Below are 1,785 nucleotides of genomic sequence, written 5' to 3' on the forward strand. Positions count from 1 at the left end.
GTTCTAAGGTATATTTACTTTTTGGAGCCTTGACCTACTCAAAAATCCTACTAATAGCGACTATTTTCATTATTTTTAAGGTTTCATGTTTTTAAGATTGATCAAGATGCTCTCTTTTACTGATTGCCTCTTGTAAGCATCTTCTGTTTCTTGTTCTAGAATATATTTTTCAATTGCTTTCTGTGATTGCTCCCCACTTTACTGGCATAATATCTTCTGGCCAAAAACCTGTGATTGCCATATTTGTATTTCAGAGTAGTGTGCCTTTTATTAATTATGATAACACTTCTAACCATGCCCCATAAAACCGGAAGCACTGATTTTAAGTAGGTTCTTAACCAAAAATATGTATATGATTAGTCATGCGGTGATCTTCGATTATTTCAATCTCTTTTAGTTCACACAATCTTCTCATGGTGCGGCCGATATCTGCTCTTAATTTTCCATAAATTACTTTTCGCTGGTATTTAGGCATAAACATGATGTGATATTTACAATTTCAGCGGATATGTGCTAAGTTTTTCATGGTTTAAAATAAGCGACTGTGTTGCTCCACAAATGTCACAAAACAAGCCTTGCTTTATTCACGACTGGATAAAACCGTATCTACTTTCCAATGATCCAACTCTGCCCGCTGATTGACCATTGTGACATAATGAATTTTACGCGGGACAATTGCCGATATAAGAGTGCAATAATGTCCAGCCACTGGCAATTAGTAGTTGTAATAAAGAAAGTTGTTGGTTAAAATTAAATTTGTCTGACATGGCTTTCACTTCTTTAGTCGTAGATGACTAAAATGTAATCAATTTTTTGTTCAAGAATTATTAACTAACACTATGCTTTTATGAAATATACATCATTATTTAAATGGCTTTAGCTTTTTAATTTATATTTTCTGATAATAACCCCCAAAATCCAATCTCAAATTAAAATGCAACTGCACAAATATGATTTTATTTTGTGCAACTTAAGAGTATGCTTTTTACCACAAATGTATCCGCATACACGAAAAATGATATGTAATTTTCTCTATTTGAAATCACCCTTATCATCTTCAGAGTATTGTGGATAGGGCTTTTCATGGATGTTTATTAATAGCTTATTTATTCCTGATTCTTATAAATATATTGGATCTTATGCTTTTTAGGGTAACGGACTTTTGGGGCCTACAACAACAGGTGTAGATTATAATGTATTCAATTGCACTCTAGTCGTACATTTAATGTAACTATGGAAACGAGTCAACAATGATGTTGAAAATTGCTAGCTTATTCCGTAGATATTTATGGAGATACCGAACCCTTATGTTACTAATACTGATATCATGAATTCTCAAGGTGGCAATGTAACATACGATAATGAAAGTAATTTTATAATTCCTAAAGGAGTTAGTAATTTTAAGTTTAAAGCAAACCTAATTTACACAATTCTAATTGTAATAAGGTTTATTATATGGTTGGAAATGGAGATTATAACTACTTATATGTCTGTAAGTGTTAGAAAGTGGTCCTGTATATTTAATATTAAAGCTCAGGTTTGGAGGACTGAATGATGAAAAACATTCTAAAATATGTTGCTTATCTATTTTTGATAGGAATGCTAATTTCTGCAGTTATTAGTTTGGCATTTAACGTCATAATTGTTAACGAAACATTCCTATTAAGAATATTATTAATTTTAATATATATATTAATTATTAGTATTATTATTGTTTTTATTTATTTTCATAAAGGTGGAATTAATATATGCTTATCCAATAAGAAAATACGATGGGCACTATAT

The 1,785-nt window shown here is 30.6% G+C and carries 1 protein-coding gene and 1 pseudogene; one reads left to right on the forward strand and one right to left on the reverse strand.

All coding sequences use genetic code 11. The features are described 5' to 3' along the window. Positions 1-91 precede the first annotated feature (91 nt). A pseudogene (gene tnpA, locus EQ827_RS08640) lies at positions 92-481 on the reverse strand (IS200/IS605 family transposase). Positions 482-1,551: 1,070 nt separating this feature from the next. Between tnpA and EQ827_RS09005 the strand changes: the two are divergent. Further along, the coding region (locus EQ827_RS09005; RefSeq protein WP_219912689.1) for a hypothetical protein at positions 1,552-1,785 on the forward strand (234 nt) is incomplete at its 3' end.

Source organism: Bombilactobacillus bombi, assembly GCF_013607485.1.
Lineage (GTDB): Bacteria > Bacillota > Bacilli > Lactobacillales > Lactobacillaceae > Bombilactobacillus > Bombilactobacillus bombi_A.